This window comes from Pseudomonas ekonensis, assembly GCF_019145435.1.
Lineage (GTDB): Bacteria > Pseudomonadota > Gammaproteobacteria > Pseudomonadales > Pseudomonadaceae > Aquipseudomonas > Aquipseudomonas ekonensis.
In genome coordinates, this window is record NZ_JAHSTS010000002.1 from 970,961 (window position 1) to 996,374 (window position 25,414).

General features: G+C 64.7%; 27 protein-coding genes. 17 read left to right on the plus strand and 10 right to left on the minus strand.

Annotated features, from left to right (window positions below; genetic code table 11):
- Window positions 1–79: 79 nt before the first annotated feature.
- The 3 genes from KVG96_RS17360 (at window position 80) to KVG96_RS17370 (ending at window position 5,053) form a co-directional block, all read left to right on the plus strand.
- Window positions 80–1,438: a TolC family outer membrane protein gene (locus tag KVG96_RS17360; RefSeq protein ID WP_217893197.1), complete on the plus strand. Its 1,359-nt coding sequence runs from the start codon at window positions 80–82 to the stop codon at window positions 1,436–1,438.
- Window positions 1,439–1,521: 83 nt separating this feature from the next.
- Window positions 1,522–3,681: a type I secretion system permease/ATPase gene (locus tag KVG96_RS17365; RefSeq protein WP_217893198.1), complete on the plus strand. Its 2,160-nt coding sequence runs from the start codon at window positions 1,522–1,524 to the stop codon at window positions 3,679–3,681.
- Window positions 3,682–3,691: 10 nt separating this feature from the next.
- Entirely contained in the window at window positions 3,692–5,053 is a 1,362-nt protein-coding gene (locus KVG96_RS17370) for an HlyD family type I secretion periplasmic adaptor subunit (protein WP_217893199.1), read from the plus strand.
- Window positions 5,054–5,198: 145 nt separating this feature from the next.
- Here the strand turns inward: KVG96_RS17370 and KVG96_RS17375 are convergent, their stop codons facing one another.
- Entirely contained in the window at window positions 5,199–5,795 is a 597-nt protein-coding gene (locus KVG96_RS17375; protein ID WP_217893200.1) for a tRNA-uridine aminocarboxypropyltransferase, read from the minus strand.
- Window positions 5,796–5,797: 2 nt separating this feature from the next.
- Window positions 5,798–6,691, minus strand: coding sequence for a LysR family transcriptional regulator (locus tag KVG96_RS17380; protein ID WP_085584957.1), 894 nt, complete (start codon window positions 6,689–6,691; stop codon window positions 5,798–5,800).
- 347 nt (window positions 6,692–7,038) lie between these two features.
- Between KVG96_RS17380 and speB the strand changes: the two genes are divergently transcribed.
- From speB to KVG96_RS17410, 6 genes are all read left to right on the plus strand, one after another.
- A complete protein-coding gene (gene speB / locus KVG96_RS17385) occupies window positions 7,039–7,989 on the plus strand; it encodes an agmatinase (protein WP_085584959.1) in 951 nt (316 codons plus the stop codon).
- 9 nt (window positions 7,990–7,998) lie between these two features.
- Entirely contained in the window at window positions 7,999–8,421 is a 423-nt protein-coding gene (locus KVG96_RS17390) for a YybH family protein (protein ID WP_217893201.1), read from the plus strand.
- A gap of 54 nt (window positions 8,422–8,475) precedes the next feature.
- A complete protein-coding gene (locus KVG96_RS17395; protein WP_217893202.1) occupies window positions 8,476–9,987 on the plus strand; it encodes a purine-cytosine permease family protein in 1,512 nt (503 codons plus the stop codon).
- Window positions 9,988–10,143: 156 nt separating this feature from the next.
- Complete coding sequence (locus tag KVG96_RS17400; RefSeq protein WP_217893203.1) at window positions 10,144–11,523, plus strand: sodium:solute symporter family protein; 1,380 nt, start codon at window positions 10,144–10,146, stop codon at window positions 11,521–11,523.
- Between the two features lie 84 nt (window positions 11,524–11,607).
- Entirely contained in the window at window positions 11,608–12,333 is a 726-nt protein-coding gene (locus tag KVG96_RS17405) for an MBL fold metallo-hydrolase (protein WP_217893204.1), read from the plus strand.
- A gap of 43 nt (window positions 12,334–12,376) precedes the next feature.
- Window positions 12,377–12,625, plus strand: coding sequence for an acyl carrier protein (locus KVG96_RS17410; RefSeq protein WP_217893205.1), 249 nt, complete (start codon window positions 12,377–12,379; stop codon window positions 12,623–12,625).
- Between the two features lie 163 nt (window positions 12,626–12,788).
- Here the strand turns inward: KVG96_RS17410 and KVG96_RS27655 are convergent, their stop codons facing one another.
- Window positions 12,789–12,917, minus strand: coding sequence for a PA1414 family protein (locus KVG96_RS27655; protein ID WP_003184145.1), 129 nt, complete (start codon window positions 12,915–12,917; stop codon window positions 12,789–12,791).
- Between the two features lie 142 nt (window positions 12,918–13,059).
- Window positions 13,060–13,953, minus strand: coding sequence for a putrescine utilization regulator PtrR (gene ptrR, locus KVG96_RS17415; RefSeq protein WP_217893206.1), 894 nt, complete (start codon window positions 13,951–13,953; stop codon window positions 13,060–13,062).
- Window positions 13,954–14,056: 103 nt separating this feature from the next.
- Here ptrR and KVG96_RS17420 point away from each other — a divergent pair, with 103 nt between their 5' ends.
- A complete protein-coding gene (locus KVG96_RS17420; protein WP_217893207.1) occupies window positions 14,057–15,238 on the plus strand; it encodes an MFS transporter in 1,182 nt (393 codons plus the stop codon).
- Here the strand turns inward: KVG96_RS17420 and KVG96_RS17425 are convergent.
- The gene (locus KVG96_RS17425; RefSeq protein ID WP_217893208.1) at window positions 15,183–16,115 is read right to left on the minus strand and encodes a DMT family transporter; all 933 of its coding nucleotides are present in this window, start codon (window positions 16,113–16,115) and stop codon (window positions 15,183–15,185) included. The genes KVG96_RS17420 and KVG96_RS17425 overlap by 56 nt on opposite strands.
- Before the next feature lie 164 nt (window positions 16,116–16,279).
- Window positions 16,280–17,116, minus strand: a complete 837-nt coding sequence (locus KVG96_RS17430; RefSeq protein WP_217893209.1) for a CvfB family protein — start codon at window positions 17,114–17,116, stop codon at window positions 16,280–16,282.
- A gap of 326 nt (window positions 17,117–17,442) precedes the next feature.
- Between KVG96_RS17430 and KVG96_RS17435 the strand changes: the two genes are divergently transcribed.
- The 3 genes from KVG96_RS17435 (at window position 17,443) to KVG96_RS17445 (ending at window position 19,495) form a co-directional block, all read left to right on the plus strand.
- The gene (locus KVG96_RS17435) at window positions 17,443–17,631 is read left to right on the plus strand and encodes a PFL_1563 family small protein (RefSeq protein WP_217893210.1); all 189 of its coding nucleotides are present in this window, start codon (window positions 17,443–17,445) and stop codon (window positions 17,629–17,631) included.
- A gap of 197 nt (window positions 17,632–17,828) precedes the next feature.
- Window positions 17,829–18,557, plus strand: a complete 729-nt coding sequence (locus tag KVG96_RS17440; protein WP_217893211.1) for a TorF family putative porin — start codon at window positions 17,829–17,831, stop codon at window positions 18,555–18,557.
- Between the two features lie 68 nt (window positions 18,558–18,625).
- The gene (locus KVG96_RS17445) at window positions 18,626–19,495 is read left to right on the plus strand and encodes a DUF6279 family lipoprotein (protein WP_217893212.1); all 870 of its coding nucleotides are present in this window, start codon (window positions 18,626–18,628) and stop codon (window positions 19,493–19,495) included.
- 175 nt (window positions 19,496–19,670) lie between these two features.
- On the opposite strand, the gene KVG96_RS17450 is transcribed toward KVG96_RS17445, so the two are convergent.
- Window positions 19,671–20,063 (minus strand): transcriptional regulator, encoded by a 393-nt coding sequence (locus tag KVG96_RS17450; protein ID WP_217893213.1) that lies wholly within the window; start codon window positions 20,061–20,063, stop codon window positions 19,671–19,673.
- 174 nt (window positions 20,064–20,237) lie between these two features.
- Between KVG96_RS17450 and KVG96_RS17455 the strand changes: the two genes are divergently transcribed.
- Window positions 20,238–20,972 (plus strand): DUF899 domain-containing protein, encoded by a 735-nt coding sequence (locus tag KVG96_RS17455; RefSeq protein ID WP_217893214.1) that lies wholly within the window; start codon window positions 20,238–20,240, stop codon window positions 20,970–20,972.
- 159 nt (window positions 20,973–21,131) lie between these two features.
- On the opposite strand, the gene KVG96_RS17460 is transcribed toward KVG96_RS17455, so the two are convergent.
- Window positions 21,132–21,563 carry a DUF2846 domain-containing protein gene (locus KVG96_RS17460; protein ID WP_225927420.1) on the minus strand — a complete coding sequence of 144 codons (432 nt, stop codon included), beginning with the start codon at window positions 21,561–21,563 and terminating at the stop codon, window positions 21,132–21,134.
- Window positions 21,560–21,988: an Sbal_3080 family lipoprotein gene (locus tag KVG96_RS17465; protein ID WP_217893215.1), complete on the minus strand. Its 429-nt coding sequence runs from the start codon at window positions 21,986–21,988 to the stop codon at window positions 21,560–21,562. Before KVG96_RS17465 ends, KVG96_RS17460 begins: the two co-directional genes overlap by 4 nt.
- A 155-nt stretch (window positions 21,989–22,143) precedes the next feature.
- On the opposite strand from KVG96_RS17465, the gene KVG96_RS17470 reads away from it, so the two are divergent.
- The 3 genes from KVG96_RS17470 to KVG96_RS17480 all read left to right on the plus strand — a co-directional run bounded on the left by KVG96_RS17470 (window position 22,144) and on the right by KVG96_RS17480 (window position 23,860).
- The gene (locus tag KVG96_RS17470) at window positions 22,144–22,419 is read left to right on the plus strand and encodes a hypothetical protein (RefSeq protein ID WP_217893216.1); all 276 of its coding nucleotides are present in this window, start codon (window positions 22,144–22,146) and stop codon (window positions 22,417–22,419) included.
- Window positions 22,420–22,666: 247 nt separating this feature from the next.
- The gene (locus KVG96_RS17475) at window positions 22,667–23,248 is read left to right on the plus strand and encodes a C39 family peptidase (RefSeq protein ID WP_217893217.1); all 582 of its coding nucleotides are present in this window, start codon (window positions 22,667–22,669) and stop codon (window positions 23,246–23,248) included.
- A 12-nt stretch (window positions 23,249–23,260) separates the two neighbouring features.
- On the plus strand, window positions 23,261–23,860 hold the full coding sequence (locus tag KVG96_RS17480) for a hypothetical protein (RefSeq protein ID WP_217893218.1): 600 nt from the start codon (window positions 23,261–23,263) through the stop codon (window positions 23,858–23,860).
- A gap of 63 nt (window positions 23,861–23,923) precedes the next feature.
- Here the strand turns inward: KVG96_RS17480 and KVG96_RS17485 are convergent, their stop codons facing one another.
- Window positions 23,924–25,261, minus strand: coding sequence for a DEAD/DEAH box helicase (locus KVG96_RS17485; protein WP_217893219.1), 1,338 nt, complete (start codon window positions 25,259–25,261; stop codon window positions 23,924–23,926).
- Window positions 25,262–25,414: the final 153 nt, after the last annotated feature.

Consider the following 25,414-nt stretch of genomic DNA (forward strand, 5'->3'; position numbering starts at 1 on the left):
ATGAAACGCTTTTTACGATAAAAATCGTCAATAAATTGGCGACAGTGAAACACCATCAGGACTCAGGGAGATGTAAACCATGCGCGTATTGACCCCCCTCTGCAGTGCGGTTTTGCTGGCCATGGCTTGCACTTCCCAGGCTCAGGCCATGAACCTTACCGAAGCCATCCAGAGCACCATCGCCACCCACCCGGAACTGGCCTCGCGCGTGGACGCCCGCCTGTCCGCGGATGAGCAGGTGAAGGTCGCCAAGGGCGGCTTCTATCCGTCGGTGGACCTGAACGCCGCCTACGGGCGCGGCTACAGCGACAACACCAACACCCGGGCCTTCGGCAACCACCACACCGAAATCCTCAACTACACCCAGTCCGAGCTGCGCCTGCGGCAGATGCTGTTCGACGGCTTCAACACCGCCAACGAGGTCGAGCGCACCAAGGGCGTGTCCAACTCCCGCGCCTACTATGCGCAAGGCACCGCCCAGGATCTGGCCCTGCGCACCATCGAGGTCTACCTCGAAGTGCTCAAGCGCCGCGAACTGGTGACCCTGGCCAAGAACAACCTGCAGGCGCACCTGCGGGTCAACGACCAGATCGGCCTGCGCACCGAACGCGGCGTGGGCAGCACCGCCGACTCCGACCAGTCGGTGGCCCGTAAGGCGCTGGCGCAGAACAACCTCGACACCGCCGAGGTCGACCTGGCCGATGCCGAGTCGAACTTCTACAGCGTGGTCGGGCGCATGCCCGATGAGCTGGAGACCCCGCCCTCGACCCGCGGCGAGATGCCAGCCGACTTGCGCGAGGCCCAGCAGAGCATGGTCGAGAACAACCCTTACCTGAAATCCGCCCAGGCTGACGTGCAATCGGCCGAGAGCCAGTACGAGGTCGCCAAGTCGCCGTTCTACCCGCGCTTCGATGCCGAAGCCGCCGTGGGCGCGAACAACAACGTGCAGGGCGACGAAGGTCACGACAACGAATGGCGCGTGGGCGTGGTGATGAACTACAACCTGTTCCGCGGCGGCAGCGACAAAGCCCGCCTGGCGTCCGACGCGCACCAGATCAACCAGGCGATGGACATCCGCAACAACGCCCTGCGCCAGCTCAACGAGAACATTCACCTGGCGTGGAACGCGATGGTCAACGCCAAGAAGCAGACCCCGACCGCCCGCGAATACGCCGAGACCACCAAACGCGTGCGCGCCGCCTACCAGGATCAGTTCGGCCTCGGCCAGCGTACCCTGCTCGATTTGCTCGACAGCGAAAACGAGCTGTACAACGCCAACCGCCGCTACACCGAAATCCGCTACACCGAAGAGTTCTCGATGTACCGGGTGCTGGCGAACATGGGCCAGTTGCTGAGCAAGCAACGGGTGGTGCTGCCCGCCGATGCGATCGCCGCCACGGAAGTGAAGAACGAGGCGCGCCTGCCCGAACTGAAGTAGCTCGTCTGAAGTGATTCGCTGTGGCGAGGGAGCTTGCTCCCTCGCCACAGGTCATCGGCCCTTCATCAAGGGGAGCGATCGGTATGACCAGCATGGAACCCGGCAGCACCGGGATCGATCCGCGGCTGAGTTTCGACGACCCGTTGCTCGACGGTCTGTTGATCCTCTGCAAGCTCCACGGCGCCATCGTCAGCCGCGCCAGCCTGAGCGCCGGCCTGCCCCTGGACAAGCAACGCCTGAGCCTGGACCTGCTGCCCCGCGCAGCCGCACGGGCCGGTTTGCAGGCGCGCCTGCTGCGCCGCGAACTGAAAGACATCTCCCCGCTCAACCTGCCGGTGCTGCTGCTGTTGAACAACGGCCGCACCGCCGTGCTGCGGCGCCTGGCCGATGACGGCAAGGCGCTGATCCTGCCCAGCGAGGCCGACGGCGGCGAGCAGTGGGTCAGCCACGAAGAGCTTGCCGGGCACTACAGCGGCCAGGCCCTCTTCGCCCGACCGCGCCATGAGCTGGAAGACCTGCGCTCGCCGCTGGTGCCACGGGTGCAGGCCTGGTTCCGCGACACCCTGAAACTGTCGAAATGGTTGTACAGCGACGCGGTCCTCGCCAGTTTCCTGATCAACCTGCTGGGCCTGATGGTGCCGCTGTTCGTCATGCAGACCTACGACCGCGTGGTGCCGAACCAGGCCACCTCGACCCTCTGGGTGCTGGCCATCGGGTTGCTGATCGGCACCGGCTTCGAACTGGTGCTGCGGGTGGTGCGCGCGCACCTGCTGGACACCGCCGGCAAGAAGACCGACGTGATCCTGTCCGCGACCCTGTTCGAGCGCATCACCGGCATGGCGATGAAGGCCAGGCCCGCGACCATCGGCGGCTTCGCCCAGAGCATCCACGACTTCCAGGGCCTGCGCGAATTCCTCACCGCAGTGACCCTGACCAGTCTGATCGACCTGCCCTTCGTGGTGCTGATGCTGGCGGTGATCGGCCTGCTCGGCGGCTGGCTGGTGGTGATTCCGCTGGCGGCGTTCCCGGTCACCATCGTGTTCGCCCTGGTGATCCAGGCCCGCCTGCGCGACACCGTACAGAAAAGCCTGAGCCTGGGCGCCGAGCGCCAGGCGCTGCTGATCGAGACCCTCGGCGGCCTGGAGACCCTCAAGGCGTGCAGCGCCGAAAGCGAGCGCCAGCACAAGTGGGAAAGCACCCACGGCGCCCTCACCCGCCTCGACAGCCATGCGCGCAACCTCTCGGCGCTGGCGACCAACGGCACGCTGTTCATCCAGCAGTTCTCGGGGATGGCGACGATCGTCGCCGGGGTCTACAGCATCATCGCCGGCAACCTGAGCGTCGGCGCGCTGGTGGCCAGCTACATGCTCGGCAGCCGCGTGCTCGCGCCGCTGGGGCAGATCGCCGGGCTGATCACCCGCTACCAGCAAGCGCAACTGACGATGAAAAGCACCGACGCCCTGATGGCCCTGCCCCAGGAGCGCGACGGCAAGCAGCGGCCCCTGGAGCGCACGCAACTGCAAGGCGCGCTGGACGTCAACGGCGTGACCTTCCATTACAACGGCCAGAACGCCCCGGCCCTGAACCACATCAGCTTCAGCCTCAAGCCCGGTGAACGGATCGGCATCATCGGCCGCAGCGGCTCGGGCAAAAGCACCCTGGCGCGGCTGGTGATGGGTTTCTACGAGCCCGGTGAAGGCCAGTTGCTGCTCGACGGCCTGGACCTGCGCCAACTGGACGTGGCCGACCTGCGCCAACAGGTCGGTTACGTCGCCCATGACCTGCCGCTGCTGGCCGGCAGCCTGCGCGACAACCTCACCCTCGGCGCCCGCTACGTCAGCGATGCGCGGATGCTCGAAGTCGCCGAACTGACCGGCGTCACCGAACTGGCCCGTCAGCACCCGCAAGGCTTCGACCGGCCGGTGGGCGAGCGCGGCCAACTGCTCTCCGGCGGCCAGCGCCAGGCGGTGCTGCTGGCCCGGGCGCTGCTGCTCGATCCGCCGATCATGCTGCTGGACGAACCCACCAGCGCCATGGACAACAGCAGCGAAGACGCCCTGCGCCAGAAGCTCCACGAACAGGTGCAGGGCAAGACCCTGCTGCTGGTCACCCACCGCACCTCGATGCTGAGCCTGGTGGATCGGTTGCTGGTGCTGGACAACGGCCGGATCGTCGCCGACGGTCCGAAGGAAGCGGTCATCGATGCGCTGCGCAAGGGCCGGGTCGGCTCGGCCGCGGTCTAGGAGTTGCCCCATGTCTGCTTCTTCCTCTTCAAAACAGCGCGGCTACTTCGACAGCTTCGGCAAAAGCGCCGAGGCCGAGTTCATGCCGGAAACCGCCGGCGCCTCGCTGCAGGATTCGCCGCGGGCCTCGCGCATCACCGTGTGGCTGGCGGCGGCGCTGCTGATCAGCGCGCTGGTGTGGGCCAGGTTCGCCGTGCTCCAGGAAGTGACCATGGGCGAAGGCAAGGCGATCCCGTCGAGCAAGGTGCAGGTGATCCAGAACCTGGAAGGCGGCATCGTCACGGAAATCTTCGTGCGCGAAGGCCAGATGGTGAACAAGGGCGACACCCTGCTGCGCCTGGACGACACCCGGTTCCTGTCGAACAAGGGCGAAAGCGAAGCCGACCGCTACGCGCTGATGGCCCAGGTCGAGCGGCTGTCGGCGGAAGCCGAGGGCCGGCCGTTCACGGTGTCCGCCGAAGTCAGCGGCAAGGCCCCGCAGGTGGCCGAGGACGAACGGTCGCTGTACGAGCAACGGCAGCGACGGCTGGCCAGCGAACAGCGCACCCTCAGCGAGCAGCTGCGGCAGAAGACTCAGGAACTGGCCGAATTCCGTTCCAAGCAAGGGCAGTTCAGCTCAAGCCTGGCGCTGGTCAACCAGGAAATGAGCATGTCTGAACCGCTGGTGAAAACCGGCGCCGTCTCCCCGGTGGAGATCCTGCGGCTCAAGCGCAGCGCGGTGGAGATCCGCGGCTCGCTCAACGCCACCACCCTGGCGATCCCCCGGGCCGAATCGGCCATCGCCGAGATCCGCAGCAAGATCGACGAGTCGGAACAGACTTTCCGTTCCGAAGCGGCCAAGGAGCTCAACGAGAAACGCACGGACCTGTCGAAAATCACCGCGTCGAGCATCGCCATCGACGACCGCGTCAGCCGCACCACCGTGACCTCGCCGGTGCACGGGGTGATCAAGCAATTGAAGGTCAACACCATCGGCGGCGTGGTGCAGCCGGGCAGCGACATGGTGGAGATCGTGCCGCTGGAGGACAACCTGCTGATCGAAGCCAAGGTGCGTCCGCAGGACGTGGCGTTCCTGCATCCGGGCCAGAAAGCCATGGTCAAGTTCAGCGCCTACGACTACACGATCTACGGCGGGCTCAGCGCCAAGCTGGAGCTGATCGGCGCCGACACCATCACCGACGACAAGGGCAACAGCTTCTACCTGATCCAGGTGCGCACCGACAAAAACCATTTGGGCGGAGACGTGAAGCCGCTGCTGATCATTCCGGGGATGGTGGCGACGGTGGACATCATCACCGGCGAGAAGACCGTGCTGGACTACCTGCTCAAGCCGGTGCTCAAAGCCCGGACCGAGGCGATGCGCGAACGCTAGCGATCATCCGGAATCTGTACGGACGGGCATGGCCCCATCGCTGGCAAGCCAGCTCCCACAGGTTTAGCGCCGGGCTCAGGCTTTGTGTTCGGCCTGGACATTGTGGGAGCTGGCTTGCCAGCGATGGGGCCAGCGAGCGCACCGATCATTTTTCGGCATGATTACGCTGGAAGGTCTCCTCCCCCATCGCCGCGATCTGCCCCTCGATCAAGGCTTCGAACGGCTTGAGCAGCGCTTCGAACGACGCCGGCGCCTCCAATGTCTGCAAGGCCTGGACGATCGCCTCGACCGTGGACAACGCCCCGGGCCCCGGCGCCTTGCGCAGGCGGTAGCGGGACACCCCGCCCTCGGCCAGCGTCACCCGCGGCAGCGCCGCCAACGACGGGTTGAGGTGCAGCAGCTTGCGCGCCTTGCGCCAGGTGCCGTCGGGCACCACCAGCAGCAGCGGCTCATCGGACGCGCCGCAGGCCTGCAGCGGCTGCGCATCCTCGGCCGGAAACAGCAACCGCGCCTGATACCCCGGCCGGTTCAGCAGCGCCGGCAGATCCTCGAACACCTCCCCGACGATCAGCTCGGCGTTGGTCAGCCCCAGCGCCGCCAGCCGCGCCGTGTTGAGCGCATGGTTGACCTCGCTCGGATGCTGCAGCAGCAACACCCGCGTGCGGCTGTCGAGGCTGGGGATCAGCGCGCACAGGCAATGGGTTAGGGGGCGCAGGCAGCGCGGGCATTGGGGTCTGGACATTTTCAGGCCTGATTGAGCTGGGCTTTGAGCAAATCGCGGAAGGTCTGGATCAGCGGCTCGCGGCTGCGGCCACGGCGCATGATCATCGAGAACGGCGCCTGGTAACCGAAGGTCGCCGGCAGCAGCACGCGCAGGTCGCCCTTGTCGGCCCAGGCCTGGGCGTAATGCTCCGGCAGGTAACCGATGTAGGCGCCGGACAGCACCAGGATCAGTTGCGCCTCCATGCTCTCCACCGTCGCGGCGCTGTGCTTGAAGCCGTGGCGGGCCAGTTCCGCCTGGCTCCAGTAGCCGCGCCCGACCATGCGCTGCTGGGTGATGACCTGCTCGGGGATCCGCCGTTCGGTGAACAGCGGGTGACGGTTGCTGCAGTACAGCCAGTGCTGCTCGCGGTACAGCGGCATGTACACCAGGCCGCTCATGCGTGTGGAGAACGCGCCGATGGCCAGGTCGAGGCGGTTGTCCTGCACGCCCAGCTGCAATTCGTACGGGCTCATCACCGACAGGTGCAGGTGCACCGCCGGGTGCTCCTGGCTGTAGGCGCCGATGGCCTCGGCGAACGGCAAGGCCTTGTCGCTGACGGTGGAGTCGATCACGCCCAGATTGAGCGTGCCGCGCAGCTCGCCCTTGAGTGCGGCGGCGTACTGCTCGAAGCCTTCGAGCTCGGCCAGCAGACGCAGGGTCTCCTGATGGAACAGCTCGCCCTTGCTGGTCAGGCTGAAGCCGCCGCGCCCGCGGTGGCACAGCACCAGGCCGAGGGCGGCCTCGAGCTGGCTCATGTAGGTGCTGATCGCCGAGGTCGACAGGTTGAGCTCCTGCTGGGCGTTGGCGAACCCCTGATGGCGCACCACGCTGACGAAGATGCGCAAAAGTTTCAGGTCGGGTAAAGCGTTGGCCATAAAAATGCTCCGGACTCGGGTAAAGCGCTCAACTCAACACAACGAAAAACCCTGTAGGAGCGAGCCTGCTCGCGATGGCGGTGGCTCAGTCAACGTTGATGCTGGCCGTCGGTCCGTCATCGCGAGCAGGCTCGCTCCTACAGGTTTTGTATTCGTCATCCCATTTGGGGATGGCCGAGAAGTCTATCTCGCGCCTCGCCATTAGTTCAGAAAAAACTGAACTAAGTATTTGCCCGCAGCGATTCTTCCGACCTGCGGCATTTCGCAGAATCCGCCCACAACGGTGCCCGAACCTTGCGTAAGCGGCGCACCCGAACAACTAAAACAAAGACGATGAGGCCTTACCCGTGGACAAGATTCTTCACCAACCACTGGGCGGCAACGAAATGCCGCGCTTCGGCGGCATCGCCACCATGCTGCGACTCCCCCACCTCGACACCGCCGCCGGCCTGGACGCCGCCTTCGTCGGCGTGCCGCTGGACATCGGCACCTCGCTGCGCCCCGGCACCCGTTTCGGGCCGCGTGACATCCGCACCGAATCGGTGATGATCCGCCCGTACAACATGGCCACCGGCGCCGCCCCGTTCGACTCGCTGTCGGTGGCCGACATCGGCGACGTGGCGATCAACACCTTCAACCTGCTCGACGCCGTGCGCATCATCGAAGAGGCCTACGACAACATCCTCGAGCACAACGTGATCCCGCTGACCCTGGGCGGCGACCACACCATCACCCTGCCGATCCTGCGCGCTATCCATAAGAAGCACGGCAAGGTCGGTCTGGTGCACATCGACGCCCACGCCGATGTGAACGATCACATGTTCGGCGAGAAGATCGCCCACGGCACGACCTTCCGTCGCGCCGTCGAAGAAGGCCTTCTGGATTGCGACCGCGTGGTGCAGATTGGTCTGCGGGCCCAGGGCTACACCGCCGACGACTTCAACTGGAGCCGCGACCAGGGTTTCCGCGTGGTGCAGGCCGAAGAGTGCTGGCACAAGTCGCTGGAGCCTTTGATGGCCGAGGTGCGCGAGAAGGTCGGCGGCGGCCCGGTGTACCTGAGCTTCGACATCGACGGCATCGACCCGGCCTGGGCGCCCGGCACCGGCACCCCGGAAATCGGCGGCCTGACCACCATCCAGGCGATCGAGATCGTGCGCGGCTGCCAGGGCCTCGACCTGATCGGCTGCGATCTGGTAGAAGTCTCGCCCGCCTACGACACCACCGGCAACACCTCGCTGCTGGCCGCCAACCTGCTGTACGAAATGCTCTGCGTACTGCCTGGCGTGGTCCACCGCTGAGGGTTCGCCATGAACGAACGTGATCAGGTTCTGCAGGCGGCCGCCGACCTCGTGTCCGCCTTCGCCCGCAACGACCGCGAAGCCTACTTCGGTGCGTTCAGCGCCGACGCCAGCTTCGTGTTCCACACCCTCGAACAGCCCCTGCTGTCGCGCGACGCCTATCAGGCGCTGTGGGACAGTTGGCGCGCCGAGGATGGCTTCGAGGTGCTCTCGTGCACCTCGAGCAACGCCTGCGTCAGCCTGCAAGGGGACGTGGCGGTCTTCATCCATGACGTGGCCACCGAGCTGCGCATGCAAGGGGAGCAACACTTCAGCCAGGAGCGCGAGACGATTGTGTTCAGGAAACACGCGTCGAGCCTAGAACAACAAGGCCTATGGCTGGCCTGCCATGAACATTTGTCCGCAATGCCGGAAGGGCTGCCACCCCCTTAGCCAAACAGGTGACGCCCACGCACGATGGGCGCGCCTTTATGATCGGAGCAGATCATGAATAACAAGAACAACGACCAAAGCCTTACGCAGATTGAAACCCACGGGGTCGAACAGATCCCGGACCACGAACGCACCGCAGGTCCGGCGGATCTGTTCCGCATGATCTTCGGCGGCGCCAACACCTTCGCCACCGCCGTGCTCGGCAGTTTCCCGGTGCTGTTCGGCCTGTCGTTCCAGGCCGGTGTCTGGGCGATTGTCTCGGGCGTGCTGCTGGGTTCGCTGATCCTTGCGCCGATGGGCCTGTTCGGTCCGCTCAACGGCACCAACAACGCCGTGTCATCCGGTGCGCACTTCGGCGTGCACGGGCGGATCGTCGGCTCGTTCCTGTCGCTGCTGACCGCCATCGCCTTCTTCTCGCTCTCGGTGTGGAGTTCGGGGGATGCGCTGATCGGCGGCGCCAAGCGCCTGATCGGCCTGCCGGAAACCGACCTGACCCTGGGCCTGGCCTACGGCCTGTTCGCGGTGCTGGTGCTGACCGTGTGCATCTACGGCTTCCGCTTTTTGCTGTGGGTCAACAAGATCGCGGTGTGGAGCGCCAGCCTGCTGTTCCTGCTGGGCGCGTTCGCCTTCGCCGGCCCCTTCGATGCGCATTACGCCGGCACCGTCAGCCTCGGCCAGCCGGGCTTCTGGGCGGCGTTCATCGGCGCGGCGCTGGTGGCCATGAGCAACCCGATCTCGTTCGGCGCGTTCCTCGGCGACTGGGCCCGCTACATCCCGCGCGACACCTCCCGGCAGCGGATCATGACGGCGGTGATCCTTTCGCAGATCGCCACCTTCATCCCGTTCCTGTTCGGCCTGACCACCGCCACCATCGTGGCGATCCAGGCGCCGGACTACATCGCGGCCAACAACTACGTCGGCGGCCTGCTGGCGGTGTCGCCGGGCTGGTTCTTCCTGCCGGTGTGCCTGATTGCGGTGATCGGCGGCATGTCCACCGGCACCACGTCGCTGTACGGCACGGGCCTGGACATGTCCAGCGTGTTCCCGCGGGTGCTGTCGCGGGTCAAGGCGACGCTGCTGATCGGCGTGCTGTCGATCGCCTTCATCTTCATCGGGCGCTTCGCGGCCAACCTGGTGCAGAGCGTGTCGACCTTCGCCGTGCTGATCATCACCTGCACCACCCCGTGGATGGTGATCATGATCATCGGCCTGGTGGTGCGCCGCGGCTTCTACTGCCCGGACGACCTGCAAGTGTTCACCCGCGGCGAGCGAGGCGGCCGCTACTGGTTCCACCACGGCTGGAACTGGCGCGGCATGGGCGCCTGGATCCCCAGCGCGGCGGTCGGCCTGTGCTTCGTCAACCTGCCGGGCCAGTTCGTCGGCCCGCTGGGCGAGCTGGCCGGCGGCATCGACATCAGCCTGCTGGTGACCCTGGGCCTGGCCTCGGTGCTGTACCTGATGCTGCTGAGCCTGTTCCCGGAGCCGGCGCTGGTTTACGGCCCGCAGGATATGCGCAGCCGACAGGCAGATGCACCGGGCAAGACGGCCATGCGCCAAGCCGCCTGAGCAAAAGCACATACCCCTGTGGGAGCGAGCTTGCTCGCGAAAGCGATCTGTCAGTCACATCACTTTTGAGTGTGCCGACGCCTTCGCGAGCAAGCTCGCTCCCACAAGAAACCAAACTTGTTTCACCATAAAAAAGACAATCGGAGACACGCCATCATGGCTTTGGATTTATTCGTCGTCCTCATCTACGCGGCCGGCATGCTCTTGCTCGGCTACTTCGGCATGCGCAAGGCCAAAACCAACGAAGACTTCCTGGTCGCCGGGCGCAACCTGGGCCCGAGCCTGTACATGGGCACCATGGCCGCGACCGTGCTGGGCGGTGCGTCCACCGTCGGCACCGTGCGCCTGGGCTATGTGCACGGGATCTCCGGCTTCTGGCTCTGCGCGGCCCTGGGCTGCGGCATCGTCGCGCTGAACCTGTTCCTGGCCAAGCCGCTGCTGAAACTGAAGATCTACACCGTCACCCAGGTGCTGGAGAAGCGCTACAACCCGATGGCCCGCTCGGCGAGCGCGGCGATCATGCTGGCCTACGCGCTGATGATCGGCGTGACCTCGATCCTGGCCATCGGCACCGTGCTGCAAGTGCTGTTCGGCCTGCCGTTCTGGATCTCGGTGCTGCTGGGCGGCGGCGTGGTGGTGGTCTACTCGGCCATCGGCGGGATGTGGTCGCTGACCCTGACCGACATCGTCCAGTTCATCATCAAGACCGTGGGCCTGATGTTCATCCTGCTGCCGATCTGCCTGTACCGCGTCGGCGGCTGGGACGATCTGGTGATGAAGCTGCCGGCGGCGGCGTTCAACTTCACCACCATCGGCTGGGACACGATCATCACCTACTTCATGATCTACTTCTTCGGCATCCTGATCGGTCAAGACATCTGGCAACGGGTGTTCACCGTCAAGAATGAGAAAGTGGCCCAGTACGCCGGCAGCTTCGCCGGGATCTACTGCATCCTCTACGGCCTGGCCTGCGCCCTGATCGGCATGGCGGCCCACGTGCTGATCCCGGACCTGGACAACGTCAACAACGCCTTCGCCGCCATCGTCAAACTGTCGCTGCCGGACGGCATCCGCGGCCTGGTGATCGCCGCCGCGCTGGCCGCGATGATGTCCACCGCCAGCGCCGGCCTGCTGGCCGCGGCCACCACCCTGACCGAGGACCTGCTGCCGAAGCTGCGCGGCGGCAAGCCGTCGAGCCTGGGCATCAACCGCCTGTTCACCCTGCTGACCGGCGCCGTGGTGCTGGCCATCGCCCTGGTGGTGAACGACGTGATCAGCGCCCTGACCCTGGCCTACAACCTGTTGGTGGGCGGCATGCTGATCCCGCTGATCGGTGCGATCTTCTGGAAGCGCGCCACCACCTCCGGCGCCATCGCCAGCATGGGCATGGGTTTCGCCACGGCGCTGCTGTTCATGGTCAAGGACGGCCTGGACGCCAACACCCCGATCTACTACAGCCTGGCCGTGGGCCTGGTGAGCTTCGTGGTGGTCAGCCTGATCTCCCGTCGCCCTGCCCCGGTGGCCAGCGCGATCTAAGCTTCACATAACGACTCGATGCTTTCTTCGGCGGGTGTGGCGTCGGTTGCCACACCCGTTTTTTTCGTCTGGAGAAAATGATTGATGAAGATCGTCAGCCGCGACCGGTGGTTCGAAGTCCAGTCCCTGGGCGACGGCATCCGCCTGATCCACGAGCCGTACATCCGGCCGTTCTACCGCTGCAACCTGTGGCACATCCAGGGCCGCGACAAGGATCTGCTGCTCGACAGCGGCTCGGGGCTGGTCAGCCTGCGCGAGCAACTGCCCTGGCTCACCGAGCGGCCCTTGGTGGCGGTGGCCAGCCATTGCCACTTCGACCACATCGCCGGCCACCACGAATTCGCCGAACGCCTGGTGCATCCGGCCGAAGCCGACATCCTGGCGGCGCCGGACGGCGACAACGACCTGAGCCGCGCCTTCGTCGGCGACGACATGTTCGAGGCCCACCCGGACTGCCCGCTGTGCTATGCCGAGTACCGGGTCAAGGCAGCGCCGGCCACCGGCTTCGTCGAGGACGGCGACGTGCTGGACCTGGGTGGCCGCACGCTGCAGGTGTTGCACACGCCGGGGCATTCGCCGGGCGGGATCAGCCTGTACGAGGCGGCGACCGAAACCCTGTTCAGCGGCGACATCATCTACGACGGCCCGCTGATCGAAGACGCCTACCACTCCGATCCCGACGACTACGCCGCCAGCCTGCGACGCCTGCACGGCCTGGCGGTGCGCACGGTGCATGGCGGGCACTTCGGCAGCTTCTCCGGGGAGCATCTGCGGGGAATGATTGACCAGTGGCTGCGCCGGCACGGGTGAAGCCTGCTGTACTCAATCAGGTCGCCCCCTTCGAATGACTGCCATGAACAGAGCCGCCGTGCGCGCCGCCGTGCACCGATTCATCCTCCGCCTGCTGGAAAACCGCGAATTCGACGACGACACCAGCCTGGCGCAACTGGGGCTGGAGAAAGCGGACATCGAAGATCTGATCTTTCATCTGGAAGATGAATTCGGACTGACGGCGTTCACCGCCGAGGAAGACCGGATGCTCAGGCGCGCGAAGACGGCCAATGACTTGAGCCGGTTCCTGATGGAAATCAGCCGGCATTGAGAACGGTTGCCTGATACGTGCTTGAGGACGAGACCTGCTGAATCGCAGAGCAGGCCAGTGTAACGAGGAAGCTTGCTCCCGCCGGGCCGCCAAGCGGCCCTGTGATGGGTGGCGGCTGAGCCTTGGGCGGGAGCAAGCGCCCTCGCCACAGGATCCGCCTGGGTTACCGACGACGCGGCTGACGCCGGCGCTGTTCGTCGTCGGTGCGGATCGGTACGGGTTGCAGAGGCGGTTCGATCAAGCCGAGGGCAACACCCAAATCGTGCAGCCAGTTCTGAATTTTCTCTTTCATCGTCATGCCCCCTTCAGGGTGGTGCCGAGCGGCCGGAATTCTGAGGCCGCTTCGCACTGATAATAGTCTGAAGTCCTACGCAATGCGCAGTGAAATCCGCAATGATCTGTTACTGAATCGGACGAAATCCCTGACCGTTCGCTCAAGCCGTTTCTCGGGCGTCTTCGCCGGCCACGGGATAGAGCGCCCGCTGCTGTTCGATCCAGGCATTGAGGTTGGCGCCGACCATCCCTCTGCGCCACATCAGCCACGTCGTCGCGCTGGCGAACGGCTCGGCCAGCGGGTGCACCGCCACGCCTTCGCGCCCCGGCAGGCTGGCGAGCATCGACTCGGACATCAGCGCCACCCCGCTGCCGGCGATCACGCAGGCCAGCATGCCCTGATACGACTCGATCTCCATCGCCCGGCCCATGGCCGCGTGGTAGTGGGCGAACCAGGATTCCAGCCGCGCACGGTAGGCGCAGCCATGGCGGAAGGTGAACACCGCGCGGCCCTCGACGTCCTTGGCGCTGCGCACCGGCGGGTGCTCGGCCTCGCTGATCAGCACCAGCCGCTCGTTGCACAGCGGCACGCCGTCGATGCCCGCCAGCTGCGGCGGGCCGTCCACCAGCGCCGCGTCGAGCCGGCCGGTGAGCAGGCCTTCGAGCAACTCGCCGCTGGGCCCGGACTGCACTTGCAGGTTCACCGCCGGATAGCGTTTGTGATAGCGGGCCAGCAGCGCCGGCAGATGGATCGCCGCCGTGCTGTACAGCGTGCCCAGCACGAAGTCGCCGGCCGGCTGCCCGCCCATCACCGCCGCGCTGGCCTGGTCGCGCAGGGCGAACAGCTTGCCGGCGTAGTCCAGCAGGACCTTTCCCGCAGGCGACAGCTGCAAGCGCTGACGCTCACGGACGAACAGTTCGACGCCCAACTGCTCCTCCAGCTGCTTAAGCCGGGTCGACAGGTTGGACGGCACCCGGTGCAGGCGTTCGGCGGCGCGGGTGATGGAACCTTCCTCGGCCACCGCCTGAAAGATTCGCAGTTGGCTGAACTCCACAAACCTTCTCCCTAACAGAACAAGTTACTCACTATTATTCAATTTTAAAGAAAGTCAATCAGTCCTAGCCTGACGGTCATCGAACCTTCCTGGAACTGCGACCATGTCACCGCTGATTCGCCTTCTCGCCAGTTTTATCGCCCTGATGATGGCCATGGGCATCGGGCGCTTCGCCCTCACCCCGCAAATGCCGCACCTGCTCAGCGAAGGCCAGGTCGACCTGACCGGCGCCGGCCTGATTGCCGCCGCCAACTACTTCGGCTACCTGCTGGGCGCGGTGGATGCGATGTTTTCCCGCCGGCCGGAGCAGGTGCGCGGTCGCTTGCTCGGCGGCCTGTGGCTGTGCGTGCTGCTGACCCTGGCCTCGTTCCGGGCCGACGGTTTCTGGTCGCACCTGGTCCTGCGCTTCGGCACCGGCGTGGCCAGCGCCTGGGTGCTGGTGATGATCACGGCCTTGAGCCAGCCGCTGGCATTGGCCGCCGGTCGCCCACGGCTGGGCGCGGTGGTGTTTGCCGGGCCGGGATTGGGGATTTTTCTGACAGGCCTGCTGGCGCTGGCCTCACACCTGTTGAACCAGACGTCCGCCACCTTGTGGCTGATCTACGCCGCCGTGGCGCTGGCGATGCTGCTGGCCATCGTACGGATCCTGCCGCAACCGGCTGCCCCGGCGGTCGCAGCCCCCGTGGCCAGCGGCGCGCCGACCCGCGGCATCGCCCGGCTGGCGGTGGTGTACGCGCTGTACGGGGTGGGTTACATCATTCCGGCCACGTTCCTGTCGCAGATGGCCAACGCGCAGTTCCACGGGCAATGGCAGGCGGATCTGTTCTGGCCTTGCTTCGGCCTGGCGTCGGCCCTCGGCGTCGTGCTGGTGAGCCTGCGCAAACCCGACGGGGGCACCACCCGTCATTGGCTGCTGGCCACCTTGTGGCTGCAGGCGGCCGGGGTGTTCGCCTGCCTGCTGGGCAGCGGCGCCGGGCTGGCGCTGGGGGTGATCCTGTGCGGCACGCCGTTCCTGGCCTGCATGCAACTGGTGATGCAGCGTTCGCGGGAGCTGGCGCCCCACGCCACCCAGCGCAACGCCGGGCTGCTGACCGCATGCTTTGCGGTCGGCCAGCTCAGCGGCCCGTTGCTGGCGGCGCTGAGCAGCCATTTCGGCGGCGGCCTGCAACCGGCGCTGGTGATCGCCGGCAGCGGCCTGTTGGTCGCCGGCGGCCTGGCCCTGCAACCGCTCAGGGCTGACCGAGGGCTTTGCGCAAGCGCCGGCGCACCCACTGCTCGGCGCTGACGAAGGTGATGCCGAGCAGCACCAGCACCGCGCCGACGATGAAATTCAGGCTCAGCTTCTCGCCCAGCAACAGCACGCCGAATGTGACGCCGAACAGCGGCGTCATGAACGAAAACACCGCCAGGTTGGCCGCCAGGTAGCGCCGCAGCAGCCAGAACCAGATCAGGTAACTGAAGAACGACACCACCACGCCCTGGAACAGCACGCTGGCCACCGCCACGCCGGTGAGGCTGACGTGGGTGATCTGGCCGCTGAACAGCGCAATCGCCAGCAGACCGAGGAAACCGACGATCAACTGATAGAACAGGGTCAGCGTCACCGGCGCCTCGGACAACCGCGAGGCGCGCACCACCACCGTGGTCGCGCCCCAACAGGCGCCGGCCAGCACGCCCAAAGCATCGCCCAGCAGCATGCGCCGGTCGAGGTTGTCCCACGACACCCCGCCGGCGAAGGCGATGGCGATGCCGACGAACGCCAGGCAGATGCCCAGCCACTGCACCGCGCGCAGACGCTCGCCCGGCAGCAGAAAATGCACGCCCAGCGCGGTGAAGATCGGCGCGGTGTAGAGGAACACCGACATGTGCGCCGCCGTGGTCAGTTGCAGCCCCTCGGCGATGAAGAGGAACTCGAGGCCGAACAAGGCACCGGCCAGCAAGCCGCCGCGCCAGGTGGCGCCCACCTGATCCCAGCCGCCCTTGACGCAGATCAGCAGCCCCACCAGCAACGCAGAGATCCCCGACCGCCCCGCCGCCTGCATCACCGGCGCGATGTCGGCCGCCGCCCACTTGATCATCACCTGCTGCACGCCCCAGACCAGGCACAGGCCGATCATCACTTGCAGGGCGAAACCGTCGGCGTTGCGCCGCTCGGCGCTCATCGCGACACCTCGAATACACGGGTCATGGCAGATTTCCCCCAACGCTGAAAATAAAGCCCCGGACGGATCCGGGGCAGATGGATGACGGCTGCGCCGTCAATCGCGAGCAGGCTCGCTCCCACAGGGAACGAGGCCGGTTCGGGCAGCACAGACAGCCGTAAAACTCAGGTCAGCTCGATGCGGTCGGCATGGATGACGATCTGGCCGTTCTTGTACAACGCCCCGATGGCCTTCTTGAAGTTGCCCTTGCTGACGCCGAACAGGCTGCTGATCAGCGCCGGATCGCTCTTGTCGCTCACCGCCAGGGTGCCGTTGCTTTCGCGCAGCTTGGCGAGGATCTTCGCGTTCAGGCTGCCCGCCGCCTCCTGGCCGACCGGTTGCAGGCTGAGGCTGATCTTGCCGTCGGCGCGCATTTCCTTGATGAAGCCCTTCTCGCGCATGCCCGAGCGCATGTACTTGAAGATCTCGTTCTTGTGGATCAGGCCCCAATGCTTGTTGTTGATGATCGCCTTGTAGCCCATGTCGGTGGACTCGACGACCAGCAGATCGACCTCTTGCCCTGGCGTGTAGGTGGCCGGGGTCTTGTCCAGGTAGCGGTCCAGCCGCGCGGTGGCGGTGATGCGGCGAGTGCGCTTGTCGAGGTACGCATGCACCACGCAGTAGTCGCCGGCGCTCAACTGGCGCTTTTCCTCGGAGTACGGCAGCAGCAGGTCCTTGGGCAGGCCCCAGTCGAGGAACACGCCGATGCTGTTGATCTCGACCACCTTGAGGCTGGCGAACTCGCCGACCTGGATCTTCGGTTTTTCGGTGGTGGCGAGCAGTTTGTCTTCGCTGTCCAGATAGACGAACACGTTGAGCCAGTCTTCATCTTCGCTGGGCACATCCTTGGGGACGTAGCGGTTGGGCAAGAGAATCTCGCCGTCGGCGCCGCCGTCCAGGTACAGGCCGAAGCTGGTGTGCTTGACCACTTGCAAACTGTTGTAACGCCCGACTAAAGCCATTTCCAATACCCTCACTTGCGTGGGCGGCATTCTACCCGGTTTTGCCCGGCGCGTTGACGGCGCGAACGGCCGGCGAGGGAGATTCGCCCATGGCCGGGGCTTTCTCTTGAAGGTGCCGTTCGTCCGATTGTCGAAAGGGCCTGCGCCTTTCTGCGCAGGCCCCCATGCCCGCCGATGTTCTGATTCAAAACAGGAGGTTAGCGGGCAGTTTCAACCCGCGGGCCGACAATATCCGACTTTTTCGGTTGGTCTTTGCCCCGGACATTCACCCAGATTTTGTCGGGGAATTACGGTAGTCTGGCCGGCCGAGCCACTTTTACAGGTCAATGCCCGCCATGCGTGTCAAAGCCTCCGCCAGCAAAGCCAAGCCCGCTCCAGCCGTTGAAACCAGCGAATCGCTGAACGACCAGATCGCCGCGTTCCTCAAGTCCGGCGGCGAAATCCAGCAGATCGCCAAAGGCGTCAGCGGCCAGACCTTCGCCCCTTCCCGGCAGATCAGCCTGGGCAAGAAGTAACACCCTCCGTCCACAGGCGCTTTGAGCTTCGAAGCGTCTGGACCGGCCCCTCGCTCCACCTCCCTCGTGTTTAATCCCTCAACGGCAATCGACGAACGGCCCCCGGCGCCGGTCATTCGCCGGTATCCTTGCACGCGTCTGGATAAAGCGTTTCAGCAGGCCCTACCGCCCTGCCCTCGCTGTTCAAGGAGTGACGCATGTTCAAACCATTCTGTTTATTGCTTGTGGGACTGCTGGCCTGCCCCGGCGCCTTCGCGCAGATCTTCCAGCGCGAACTCGGCGACTTCGACCTCAAGCTCGGCACCAGTCCCAGCCGCAGCATGGCCCAAGGCCTGGTAAAGCCTTCGGCGGTCGGCGCCTTCCACGGCGGCCTCGACCTGAGCCACGACAGCGGCCTCTACTTCGGCCAATGGTCGCCCAGCGTGGGCCTCACGCCGGGCAAAGACCTGGAAGTCGATTCCTACCTGGGCTTCAAGCAGCCCTTCGACCAGACCCTGGGCTATGAGATCGGCACGATCCGCTACAGCTATCCCCGCGTCGAGACGCCCGACAGCCAGGAACTGTTCGGCGGCCTGACCCTGCTCGGCAGCCGCTTCGGCCTGGCCTTCAGCGACGATCCGGACAAGCGCAACAACACCCTGTTCGCCGACTTCGGCGGCAACCAGCCGTTCGGCATCGGCATCAGCATCAGCATCAGCATGAAGTACACCCGCCACCGGCTGAACACGCCGGTCTCGGTGGACGGCGGCTATGTCAGCGCCTTCAGCGACTGGTCGCTGAAGTTCTCCCGCCCGTTCATGGGCATCGACCTGAACCTGATCTACAGCAACTCCAGCCTCGGCGGCAGCGACTGCTCGGCCTACTCCGGCCACAACAGCCAGTGCGACGGCCTGGTCACCCTCAAGGCCGAGCGCGCGTTCTATTGATCGGCTGAACCGGCGGGGCCATGCTGCGTTCACATGAACATCAGACTGGCTTTCGCAAGGATTCGCCCATGTCTCGCCGGTTCAAGCACCTCATTGTCCTGTTGGCCTTCATCCTTGCCCTCGGCGCCTGCAGCCGCATCGGCCTGGCCTACCGCAATCTCGACGTGATCATTCCGTGGACGCTCAGCGACTACCTGGACATGAACGGCGAGCAGAAAGGCTGGTTCAACGAGCGCCTCAAGGAACACCTGAGCTGGCACTGCACCACGCAGTTGCCGGGTTACCTCGACTGGCTGGATCGTTTGCAGTCAATGGTCGAGAACAACCAGATCACCGACGCGGCCCTCCAGGCCCGCACGGCGGAAGCCAAACAGGCCATCGCCGAGACCGCCCGGCGAATCACCCCGTCGGCCGTCGAACTGCTGCAAGGGCTGGACGACCGGCAGGTCGCCGAGATGAATGACGCGTTCGCCAAGGATCTGCGCAAACGCGAGCAGGAATACCTCAAGCCGCCGCTCGACCAACAGATCGCCGAACGCGGCGCCCGCATGGACAAGCGCCTGAACGACTGGCTCGGGCCGTTGAGCGTCACCCAGGAGCAACGGGTGATGGCCTGGTCCACGGCGTTGGACGACCAGAACACCCAATGGATCGCCAACCGCGCCCACTGGCAAAAGCAGTTCAGCGCGGCGGTGGCGCAGCGCCAGAACCCCGGATTCCCACAAAGGATCGAGACGCTTCTGGTCAACCGCGAGAGCTTGTGGACGCCGGACTACCGCAAGGCCTACGCCAACACCGAGGCCCAGGCCCGCTCGCTGATCGTCGACCTGATGGCCGAGAGCACGCCCCAGCAGCGTCAGCGGCTGTTGAAGAAGATCGAGGGCGTGCGCAAGGACTTCAACGACCTGAAATGCCTGAAGGCTGCCCAAAGCAGTTAGGCAAGCGGTGCCTGCTGGCGATGGCGGCCTGTCAGCCACCGGAGAGGTCGGCTGTGATGGCCCAATCGCTGGCGAGCCAGCTCCCACAGGTTTCTGTGGTGTGCAGGGGATCCCCTGTGGGCCAGCCTGCTGGCGATGGCGTCGGTGAGGCCACCGCAACACGCAGGCCAAAGGTTCAGGCAATCTGCGCCTTGGAGGCCACCCCGTCGAACGTCACCTCGTCCAGCGCGTCCTCCTGCTCGTCCAGCACCTGCCGAGGGTGGTCGTTGCCGGGGATGCTGCTGTCGATCAGGCTCAACAGGCTCGCGCCGCGCGGGGTCAGGATGAAGTTTTCCCCGGTGCCGCCTTCCTCTTCCGGCCGTGGCTCGATGTAGCCGCGCAACAGCAGCAGCTTTTCGTACTCGCAGGCCAGGGTCTTGAGGTGATCCAGGTTGTCTATCGGCTCACCGGCCGCCGCTTGCTCCGCCGCGTGCTGCTCGGCGTAAGGCCTTGGCGTGAAATTGTGGCCGGCGCTGTTCTGCGCTTCGTGCAGCAAGCGCTCGATCAAATCCCAGTTGTAAGTCGTCATCCGATTCACCCTCCGGTGTGCGTCAGCGAAAACGCTCTCAAAAGGTGTGACCGGAGGCGTCCGGTGCCGTTCAGCCGGATTCAGGGCCCCGACCGACCGGCGGTCTGTCGAATTCACCCCTGAGTGAGCGACTAGTCTGAGACAGACGGTTTCAACCCCGCAGGAGAAATCATCATGAACGTGCAGAATCATCCGGTGGTGTCGCGCGAAGAATGGCTCGCCGCCCGCCAACGACACCTGGCCGACGAAAAGGCCTTCACCCGTGAACGCGACCGCCTCAGCGCCCAACGCCGTGCCCTGCCCTGGGTGAAGGTCGACAAGGACTACCGCTTCCGCGGCCCCGACGGCGAACTGAAACTGGCCGACCTGTTCGGCCAGCACAGCCAACTGATCGTCTACCACTTCATGTTCGCCAAGGGCTGGGAAGAAGGCTGCCAGGGCTGCTCGTTCCTGGCCGACCACTTCGACGGCGCCGACTTGCACCTGGCTCACCACGACATTGCCCTGGTGGCGGTGTCCCACGCACCGTTCGCCGAGTTCCAGGCCTTCAAGCGGCGGATGGGCTGGGCATTCGATTGGGTGTCGTCAGACGGTTCCGATTTCAACTACGACTTCGGCGTTTGCGCCCGGAGCGAAGACGCCGCCGCCGGAAAAGCCACCTACAACTACGAAAAGACCGACAGCGCCGAGGAAGAAATGCCAGGGCTGAGCGTGTTCTACCGAGATGAGGCCGGCGCGATCTTCCATACCTATTCCACGTATGCGCGGGGCCTGGATCTGCTGGTGGGCGCCTACAACTTTCACGACCTCACGCCCAAGGGCAGGAATGAGGACGAGATCATGGAGTGGGTGCGGCATCATGACCGGTATGAGGGTGGGGCGAAATCGGCGTGCTGCCACGGTGAATGAACAGGAGCGCGAACGGGGAGAGGGCTTCCCCGTTGTGCTCATGAAGCGCTTCCTTTTTGGGGCCGACCTCGACCTCATACCGAAAAGCGTCGTACCCGTGAACGATGCCGCCTTCGACCCTCTGGAAAACTTTCTGGAATAGCTCAGAATCCTCTGCAATCACTCGACCGGCAAATACCCATAACCACGCACCATGGCTTTGCCTTCTTCAGCCTTGCGCACCCGGATGAATTCCATCGAGCGCTCTTGGGTGTATTCGACGAAGTACTCCTTGCCCGCTTCGACCGGCAAGGTCAGGCGCACATTGCGTGGGTTCGGTTGCTGGCCGGCAGAAACCTTGTGCAGGCCAGGACTTACGTATACCCAGGAGTAATTGCGGTCGTTGAGGGCCACGACGGCGCTGTCGTTGATGCTGAACACGCTGTCGTACAGGCTGCCCTGCAGGACCTGGGTGCGCATCATGTAGACCAGCGCCTTGCCTTGGGGCGGCTGGGGCGGGTCGAAGTAAGGCTTTGCAGGTTTGTTGTGGCCGCAAGCGGTCAACACCGTCATCAGCAGCAGTGCCGAACATCCTTTGATGAAGCCGTTCATTGGTTTTGCCCCAACAGTTGATTGAGCACCGGCCCCATCTTTTCTTCCACGGTGGCGAGTTTCGACAGGTCGAAACCGCCTTGATTGGTCAGGTAGTAATGGGCGAAACCGATCTGTCGGTCGCCCTTGTAGAGCCGGACGCTGGCATCCGACAGGTACATGGACAAGTCCCACGAACGGATCGCGGTGTAGCTCATGCGGTATTCGCAACTGGCCGGAACGGGCGCGGCGTAGAGCTGACTGTCGATCGAATGGCGGCGCAGCAGGTTCTGCATCCCGGCGACGAAATCGCCTACCACCACTTGCGGGTTCTCTTCGATGCACAGTTTCGTGATCTTGTATTGAGGCGCGACCGGCTCGACCTTGATGTTGGTGCAACCGGTCAGCGCGAGCAGCAGCCCTGCCGTGACGACTCTACGCAGCATGTGCAGTCCTTTGGATCGCGAAAGATATCAAAATGGTGGCGCATGCTAGGTGAAGCCCCCGTGACGGTCAATCGGCGGCCGATGCGAGTGAACTTTCAGCGTCGGCGGCGCCTCAACCGGTTGACCCGCCTTGACCGCCACGAGAGGCCTGACCGATGAAAACCCTGCTCAAACTGACCCTCGCCGCCACCCTCGCCTGTGCCCTGCCCGCCTGGGCCTGCACCCCCGAAGAAGCCACCGCCAAACGCGAAGAGCTGGCCCGGCAAGTCGCCCGGCTCACCGAACAGAACCCGGCCAAGGCCAAGGAAATCAACGACGAGTTGCAGAAGATGGACTTGGGCACCGCCAGCGCCGACCTGCCGGACAAGTGCCAGTTGATCGACCAACGCCTGAAGGAACTGAACAGCGCCGAGAAAAAGGCTGAGGGCTGACCCGCCGCCGTCGCCTGAGAAAACCTCGCCCCCCTTCCGATGTAACGGCCGGCCGTCGTCCGCAGTCCTCGATTTTGCATAAATGCATTAATTTTCTTGCATTAACGCATATCCATCCTATGGTTAAGTTGAGCCCGTCACCGGAACCTGCCATCGGACATGGCACCTCTCGTACGCCGGAGGGCTCTGCGACAACGCAATGCCTACGCAAGCCGGAGGCTTGTCTTCACTCATGGAGGATTGAACGATGTTGAACACAGAAACCCCATCACTTCCTGCCGACGCACTGCCAAGGTGCCTGGCCGGCCGTCTGCTCGACCCGCAACTGGTGGAGGTCGAAGCGGCCGCCCTCGCGGCGCCGCTGGCTGCCAGCCTGAATTTCACCGTGCAGCAGCAGACCCAGACCAACTGGTGCTGGGCCGCCGCGTCCGCGTCGGTCGGCAACTACTACGGCACCGGTTCCTGGACCCAGTGCGCCGTGGCCAGCACCGCGCTGGACCGCAACTGCTGCAACCAGCCGGGGCCGTGCAACGTCTACGGCTACCTGGACACGGCGCTGCGGATCACCCGTAGCTACAACGGCATGAACCAGGGCTCGCTGCAGATGGCGGCCATCCAGAACCAGATCAACATGGGCCGCCCCGTCTGCCTGCGTTGCGCCTGGTACGGCGGCGGCGCGCATTTCCTGACGATCTACGGCACCAACGGCAACTATGTGCTGGTCGCGGATTCCATCTACGGCTACTCGACCCGCGCGCTGAACACGTTCCCCGGTTCCTACAACGGCGGCGGCAACTGGACCCACACTTACTTCACGGCCAAAAACTAGGAGGGCCTCGACATGCAACTGACTTATCCGAAAGCGCCTTCCAACGGCGTGCAGACCCTGCGCCCGGCCTTGCAGGCCGCGCTGCAGACCCAGGGTTTCGGCGTCAACCGCCAGTTCGCCAACGCCTCGGCGGGCCGGATCAGCCTCAGCGAGGCCTATCGCGGCTACTCGCTGAGCCTGGAAGACCTGAGCCAAGGCAAGGGACTGAAGGACGCCCGGCTCGGCAACTGGCATTACCTGGTGTTCGCCGACGGCGTATCGATTGCCGATGCGCAGTTGGCCGACGTGCGCGGCCATGTCGAGTTCGCGTCGCTGAACCACGGCAACCTGGCGGCCGCCACGGTCGATGCGTTGAGACTGGCGGAGCAGTCTGCGCAGTTGCAGGGCAAGACCGTCGAACTGCGGGTGCTGTTCGTGTCGGCCCTGAGCGTTGTGGCGATCTGGCTGCACGGCAGCGGTGAGGATGTGCTGATCCCGATCGCGCCGACGCCCAAAACCCTGGCGACCGCTCAGGTGTACGACGCCGCCGCCCTGCTGGCGCGGCTCAAGCCTGCGGCCGATCAGGCGCGGCAGCACTTTGATGCGGACACCACCGGGCTGTTGGGAGGCTGACCCTCGGCGGGCATAAAAAAACCCGGACGCTGTCCGGGTTTTTCATTGGTTCTGCGCTGTGGCTCACTCAGCCGCAGGCGCTGGCTTGCGGCGCTTGAGCGGGGCCAGGCCGTCGCTGCTCACCAGCGAATCCGACTTCGGCCGGTTCACGGTCTTGCGCTTGTTCGGCGTCTTGGCGGCGGCTTTTTTCTTGTCGCCCTTGCCGTCGGTCTTTTTCTTCTTGGTGCCGGCGGCCTTGCCCGACGCCTTGACCTTTTTCGGCCCTGCGTAGGTGCCTTTGACTTCCTTGATGGTGCGGCGCTCGAAGCTCTGCTTGAGGTAGCGCTCGATGCTCGACATCAGGTTCCAGTCGCCGTGGCAGATCAGCGAGATCGCCAGGCCTTCGGCGCCGGCGCGGCCGGTGCGGCCGATGCGGTGCACGTATTCGTCGCCGCTGCGCGGCATGTCGAAGTTGATCACCAGGTCCAGGCCGTCGACGTCCAGGCCACGGGCCGCCACGTCGGTGGCCACCAGGATCTTGACGCTGCCTTGCTTGAGGCGGTCGATCGCCAGTTTGCGGTCCTTCTGGTCTTTCTCGCCGTGCAGCACGAACGCTTTGTAGTCCTGGGCGACGAGGCGGCCGTAGATGCGGTCGGCCATGACCCGGGTGTTGGTGAAGATGATGGCCTTGGCGTAGGTCTCGTTGGCCAGCAGCCAGTTGACGATCTGCTCTTTGTGCTGGTTGTGGTCGGCGGTGATGATCTGCTGACGGGTGGTTTCGTTCAGTTGGCTGACCGCGTTGAGCTGCAGGTGCTCAGGGTTCTTCAGCACCTTGGCGACCATCTCGCGCAGGCCCGAACCGCCGGTGGTGGCGGAGAACAGCAGGGTCTGGCGCTGCTCGGGGCATTCGTTGACCAGGCGCTGCACGTCGTCGGCAAAGCCCATGTCGAGCATGCGGTCGGCCTCGTCCAGCACCAGCACTTCGATTTCCTTGAGGTCGAGGTTGCCGGCGTTCAGGTGCTCGATCAGACGGCCCGGGGTACCGATCAGGATGTCCGGCACCTTGCGCAGCATCGCGGCCTGCACCTTGAAGTCTTCGCCGCCGGTGATCAGGCCGGACTTGATGAAGGTGAACTGCGAGAAGCGCTCGACTTCCTTGAGGGTCTGCTGGGCCAGTTCGCGGGTCGGCAGCAGGATCACGGTCTTGATGCTGACGCGGATCTTGGCCGGGCCGATCAGGCGGTTGAGGATCGGCAGGACGAACGCGGCGGTCTTGCCGCTGCCGGTCTGCGCCGTCACCCGCAGGTCACGCCCCTGGAGCGCCAGCGGAATGGCCGCGGCTTGCACAGGCGTTGGCTCGACAAATTTCAGCTCGTCCACGGCTTTGAGCAAACGTTCGTGCAGGGCGAATTGGGAAAACACGGGGGCGACCTCGAAGATGGGCAAAAAACAGCTGCATAGGTTACCGGTTTCGAGCGCTCAGGCCGAGTTTCTTTATACAAACGGTGGCAAACAGTGGCTTTTTTGTTGCCTGATTTGTCTCCAACGGTAATACACAGCGTCTTGAATGCTCTA

What these genes read in the sequence shown, in the direction of transcription:
- KVG96_RS17360 (WP_217893197.1), top strand. Translation starts at nt 80, where the DNA reads ATGCGCGTATTGACCCCCCTCTGCAGTGCGGTTTTGCTGGCCATGGCT.
- KVG96_RS17365 (WP_217893198.1), top strand. Translation starts at nt 1,522, where the DNA reads ATGACCAGCATGGAACCCGGCAGCACCGGGATCGATCCGCGGCTGAGT.
- KVG96_RS17370 (WP_217893199.1), top strand. Translation starts at nt 3,692, where the DNA reads ATGTCTGCTTCTTCCTCTTCAAAACAGCGCGGCTACTTCGACAGCTTC.
- KVG96_RS17375 (WP_217893200.1), bottom strand. Translation starts at nt 5,795, where the DNA reads ATGTCCAGACCCCAATGCCCGCGCTGCCTGCGCCCCCTAACCCATTGC.
- KVG96_RS17380 (WP_085584957.1), bottom strand. Translation starts at nt 6,691, where the DNA reads ATGGCCAACGCTTTACCCGACCTGAAACTTTTGCGCATCTTCGTCAGC.
- KVG96_RS17390 (WP_217893201.1), top strand. Translation starts at nt 7,999, where the DNA reads ATGAACGAACGTGATCAGGTTCTGCAGGCGGCCGCCGACCTCGTGTCC.
- KVG96_RS17395 (WP_217893202.1), top strand. Translation starts at nt 8,476, where the DNA reads ATGAATAACAAGAACAACGACCAAAGCCTTACGCAGATTGAAACCCAC.
- KVG96_RS17400 (WP_217893203.1), top strand. Translation starts at nt 10,144, where the DNA reads ATGGCTTTGGATTTATTCGTCGTCCTCATCTACGCGGCCGGCATGCTC.
- KVG96_RS17405 (WP_217893204.1), top strand. Translation starts at nt 11,608, where the DNA reads ATGAAGATCGTCAGCCGCGACCGGTGGTTCGAAGTCCAGTCCCTGGGC.
- KVG96_RS17410 (WP_217893205.1), top strand. Translation starts at nt 12,377, where the DNA reads ATGAACAGAGCCGCCGTGCGCGCCGCCGTGCACCGATTCATCCTCCGC.
- KVG96_RS27655 (WP_003184145.1), bottom strand. Translation starts at nt 12,917, where the DNA reads ATGAAAGAGAAAATTCAGAACTGGCTGCACGATTTGGGTGTTGCCCTC.
- KVG96_RS17420 (WP_217893207.1), top strand. Translation starts at nt 14,057, where the DNA reads ATGTCACCGCTGATTCGCCTTCTCGCCAGTTTTATCGCCCTGATGATG.
- KVG96_RS17425 (WP_217893208.1), bottom strand. Translation starts at nt 16,115, where the DNA reads ATGAGCGCCGAGCGGCGCAACGCCGACGGTTTCGCCCTGCAAGTGATG.
- KVG96_RS17430 (WP_217893209.1), bottom strand. Translation starts at nt 17,116, where the DNA reads ATGGCTTTAGTCGGGCGTTACAACAGTTTGCAAGTGGTCAAGCACACC.
- KVG96_RS17435 (WP_217893210.1), top strand. Translation starts at nt 17,443, where the DNA reads ATGCCCGCCATGCGTGTCAAAGCCTCCGCCAGCAAAGCCAAGCCCGCT.
- KVG96_RS17440 (WP_217893211.1), top strand. Translation starts at nt 17,829, where the DNA reads ATGTTCAAACCATTCTGTTTATTGCTTGTGGGACTGCTGGCCTGCCCC.
- KVG96_RS17445 (WP_217893212.1), top strand. Translation starts at nt 18,626, where the DNA reads ATGTCTCGCCGGTTCAAGCACCTCATTGTCCTGTTGGCCTTCATCCTT.
- KVG96_RS17450 (WP_217893213.1), bottom strand. Translation starts at nt 20,063, where the DNA reads ATGACGACTTACAACTGGGATTTGATCGAGCGCTTGCTGCACGAAGCG.
- KVG96_RS17455 (WP_217893214.1), top strand. Translation starts at nt 20,238, where the DNA reads ATGAACGTGCAGAATCATCCGGTGGTGTCGCGCGAAGAATGGCTCGCC.
- KVG96_RS17460 (WP_225927420.1), bottom strand. Translation starts at nt 21,563, where the DNA reads ATGAACGGCTTCATCAAAGGATGTTCGGCACTGCTGCTGATGACGGTG.
- KVG96_RS17465 (WP_217893215.1), bottom strand. Translation starts at nt 21,988, where the DNA reads ATGCTGCGTAGAGTCGTCACGGCAGGGCTGCTGCTCGCGCTGACCGGT.
- KVG96_RS17470 (WP_217893216.1), top strand. Translation starts at nt 22,144, where the DNA reads ATGAAAACCCTGCTCAAACTGACCCTCGCCGCCACCCTCGCCTGTGCC.
- KVG96_RS17475 (WP_217893217.1), top strand. Translation starts at nt 22,667, where the DNA reads ATGTTGAACACAGAAACCCCATCACTTCCTGCCGACGCACTGCCAAGG.
- KVG96_RS17480 (WP_217893218.1), top strand. Translation starts at nt 23,261, where the DNA reads ATGCAACTGACTTATCCGAAAGCGCCTTCCAACGGCGTGCAGACCCTG.